The 3,980-nt window shown below is 40.6% G+C and carries 3 protein-coding genes; all 3 read right to left on the reverse strand.

Annotated features, from left to right (window positions below; all coding sequences use genetic code 11):
- Positions 1–30: 30 nt before the first annotated feature.
- Entirely contained in the window at positions 31–879 is an 849-nt protein-coding gene (nadC, locus tag HMPREF9444_RS08285; protein WP_040909446.1) for a carboxylating nicotinate-nucleotide diphosphorylase, read from the reverse strand.
- A 236-nt stretch (positions 880–1,115) separates the two neighbouring features.
- Positions 1,116–3,269: a hypothetical protein gene (locus HMPREF9444_RS08290; protein WP_009143971.1), complete on the reverse strand. Its 2,154-nt coding sequence runs from the start codon at positions 3,267–3,269 to the stop codon at positions 1,116–1,118.
- 29 nt (positions 3,270–3,298) lie between these two features.
- Positions 3,299–3,757: a type III secretion system chaperone gene (locus HMPREF9444_RS08295; protein ID WP_009143972.1), complete on the reverse strand. Its 459-nt coding sequence runs from the start codon at positions 3,755–3,757 to the stop codon at positions 3,299–3,301.
- Positions 3,758–3,980 lie beyond the last annotated feature (223 nt).

The raw sequence follows: 3,980 nt of genomic DNA on the forward strand, positions 1-3,980 counted from the left end.
GGATCTTCGGCCTTTAGACCGGTGAGGATGTCAAGATTTTTTAACAAAGCGCATATATACCTCAAGAGCCGTTATATGTTTGGTTAAAGCTCCCACTGAAATATAGTCAACGCCCGATTGTGCAAATTTGCCGATAGTTTCCAAATTAACGTTACCTGAAATCTCAAGCTTCGCCTGATGATTGTTTACCGCAGCGGCTTCTTCAATCTGAGCATAATCAAAATTATGCAGCATAATGATATCGGCTTTAGCGGCAAGAGCTTCTTTTAATTCGTCAAGATTTGCCACCAGAATGTCTATTTTTTTATCAGGAGCTATTTCTCTTGCTTTTAAGATTGCTTGAGTTATGCCTCCGGCTGCTGCAATATGAATTTCTTTAATAAAAAACATATCAAAAAGACCGATGCGATGATTTTTTCCGCCGCCGCATGCAACCGCATACTTTAATGCAGTGCGCAAACCGGGAATTGATTTACGGGTATCGAACAAACTGCAAGAGGTCCCTTCCAACTCCTTTACATAAGCGCTAACTACAGTTGCAACTCCGGAAAGCATTTGAATAAAATTCAAAATAGTACGCTCTGCCGTAGTCATGATCCGCGTATTGCCTTTAAGATGAAACAATTCCTGTCCAGCTTTAACTGCTTCTCCATCTTTAGTAAACCAGGTTATTTCAACTTTTCCGCCTAACTGTCTTATAATTTCTTCTACCCACTTTTCACCGCAGAAAATACCGCTTTCTCTGGTAATTACTGAAGCTTCACTTTCCGCATCCTCCGGAATAAGCTGTGCACTCACATCACAATTAGGATCCGATATACCGCCCAAATCTTCTTTAAGCGCGATCTCAACATTTAAACGAATATCATCTTCAAGCATGATTGCACCTTGCACATTTTTAAAGGAAAAGAGCATGATTTGACTGCTGCACTTCTATATGTACAGCTTACACAATATCTTTGCTAAGTTGCTTATATTTTTTCATTGTAACATTGAAAATGCTCAAAATTTGACATCCGATCTAAAGGCTAAAGCTCTTACGGTAAAAGACAGCTGACTACCGACAGCTTAAGCCTTTAGTTCAAGGCACAAAATATTAAAAACGGTTTTAACTCCTAAGCCGCTCCGGCATTGAACTGGTTTTCTTTTGTGAAAGAAATAAAAACAAGATTAATAGGACTTGCGGCAACAGTGTCAAATTTTAATTGCTTGGTTACTGATGTATCTAGAGAATCAAGCTCAGTAAAATCTCCGTTATCACTTACATCTTGCACTGCCGTAAAGTGCGAGCTGTTTTTATGAAACAAAACTATTCCTTTGTTATTTCTCAGAAAATCCTGTACCAATGTGATAATTGCCTGTCGATTTGCTCTTAAACTACTTGACGGAATGCTAGATCTCGCGTCGGCATATAATCCTAGAATATTGGCCATCACAATGGCTTCGCCATATTGTCCGGGCTTGTATGCCTGATCTGTCAGAGTCGAAAAGGAACCGAACGCCGATTTCATAGCGTCCCTAAAAGCCATATCATATCCTTGATCAAAATAATCCATATAAGCTCTGGCACAAGCCGCCTCGAAATCACTCATACAATCACTGCCGTTCCTGCTTAAAACCTGATATCTGACTTGTTGTACTGCAGAGCTGTGAATATTAATTTCAATATCTGATTCCCGATTTTGTGTATCGCGGGGATGAAAATGCAAAGTACCTTTTTGCACCAGATCTTGCGTTACGTGTTCGTTCAGCCATCTTGTTCCTTGCGCTGAATTACACAATCCGTTGAATATGCTCAGTATAAAACAGGTATTAGAACCTGCCTGCTGGCGGAAAAGCTGCCCTTGCGTTATAGGATTTCCGTTTGAGACGGGCATGCGGCAATCCGGCACTTCTTTCACCTGAAGCGCCAAACCTCGTCTTCCTGCTTGAGAATCAATGTCATTCAGTGATCCTGACGTTATAAGCTGATCTATATACATTCCAAGATCGTCCTTCGTCGTATCCGCGGTGCAGATATTTTCAATATTTTTAACTGCAGGATCTAAGTTATCCGGTACTTTCACATCATATAACTTAGCAATACGTATTATTTCAGCTTTAATTAATGATCGACGTTGAGTTTCATCTGCCGGAACCGTCTTACTATTAACTTCATTTGACCGTTCGGAAACGGACTTCTGCAGCAAACCGGATGTTACAAATTCATCAACCCTCATTGCGAGTTCTTCTGTCGTCGTACCTTCTATGCAGACAGCTTCGATCTCTTTAATTGCCGCATCCAGATTTTCCGGAACTTTCATGTCATATAAGTTAGCAATACGTATTATTTCTGCTTCAATTACCGCTCGGCGTTGTTTTGCATCTGTCGGGACAACATTCTTTGCAGGAGAGTCTGAGCTATCTCCTACCTCCGCTTCCGGACGTTCATTTTTTATAATCGAATTGAAATAATCTGTGCACAGTTCATTATATTCTTCGTCACTTAAATACTTTTTAGCATGCTGCGGATCTGTGCGATTCAGTTCAGCCAGCTTGTCGGCAGCAAGACTGTCGACATGTGAAATCATTGCAAGCTTTTGATCGCGAGAAAATTCGCATCCGGGGTGGTTTTGCAAAAAATTATCTATAATATTGAACTTGCTTAATGACGGAAGCATCTTGATCTCGCTAGACTCAGAGCCGCTTGCTATGCATGCCAAATAACTGCTGACCAATCCCTCATAATCCTCAATTTGACGAGAGCTCATAAGATAAGACTCATTTTTGTCTGCAGCCTGCTTTTGCAACTTAAGCTCCAAAGAGTGCATGGCTTCAAGCTGACTGTTGCCGTAGCGTAAAATCTCCTTTTTGACTACATCAAGTTCTTTTGGGGAAAGAGCTGTTCCTAAGCGCGCATAAACGGCACTTTCAAGCTTTTTGACATCAACACCGGGCTTATTAAAATTGACTGCACTATCGGCTGCAAGCTTAATATTGTGCTTTAGATTAGCAAGCTCAGCAGGATTCAGATTAGGATCTGCTCCCGGATCTGCCGTCATACTATTACTATGTGAAGATAAAATTTTCTGCAAAGCTTCTGACAATTTTGTCTTTTCTTCATTAATGGTATTTTGAGAACGAAACAAATCCCTAATCCGATATAAAACGGCAATAAATTTACCGTGGGTTTTTACTTCATTCTTGCTGTTTAAATGAAAACCGAGTCCCTCACTCTGAGCCCTGGTAAAGTCCGCAGCGCTTTTGATAATGTCCGGAGAATTTGACATAAAAACCACCTTGGTTAATTAACCTGTTTTTAAACCCTTATAAGCGAAGCTTCTGCAAAAGATTGAGCTTCATTATGCTGCTCCTGCACCCCCTGATGCACCAGAGTCTGCATATGCTCTAAGCCCTTAGAGTAATTCAACAGCATATTTTCAAGTCGCGCAGCATTTATATCGACAAGAGGCCAAGCCCATTGAAAAGAAATAATTCCGTTTTCGGCATCATAACCGAGGCTCGCACCAGCCAGTCTGCAGTAAAAATTATTCTGCTCCATCAAAAGGCGCCAAAACTTAGCGTTTTCAAACATCTCATCAGGCGGAGTCCCTAGTGACGACTTAAAAAACAGCGTTCCCTGCTCAAAGGAAAATACCAACGGTACTCCATACAAATCTATAGTGCCGGATAGCGAATCTTTCCATTCAATATCAAGGTCAAGCGCATTTGCAACACTTTCTACTATATTGCTTATATTACCGTTATCTGTGCTCATAACCTTCTCCTAAAATATAAGCCGGATTTAATCAATGGTTTATGCCCAAATTTTCCTTTTTCATCAGCTTGCACTTCAAACTCAATCTTTAAGCGGACAATATCATGCCGCGCCATATTTATTGTGTAGTGTAAAATATATACAACATATAATATACTACCGCCTTCAAATTACAAACAAAGACAATGATTGACATCCTCACCGGCCTAAAGGCCGAAGATCC

The sequence above is a fragment of the Succinatimonas hippei YIT 12066 genome, assembly GCF_000188195.1.
GTDB classification, from domain to species: Bacteria; Pseudomonadota; Gammaproteobacteria; order Enterobacterales; family Succinivibrionaceae; genus Succinatimonas; species Succinatimonas hippei.

Excerpts from the sequence above, each read along its gene's own strand:
- nadC (WP_040909446.1), bottom strand. The coding sequence starts at position 879 with ATGCTTGAAGATGATATTCGTTTAAATGTTGAGATCGCGCTTAAAGAA.
- HMPREF9444_RS08290 (WP_009143971.1), bottom strand. The coding sequence starts at position 3,269 with ATGTCAAATTCTCCGGACATTATCAAAAGCGCTGCGGACTTTACCAGG.
- HMPREF9444_RS08295 (WP_009143972.1), bottom strand. The coding sequence starts at position 3,757 with ATGAGCACAGATAACGGTAATATAAGCAATATAGTAGAAAGTGTTGCA.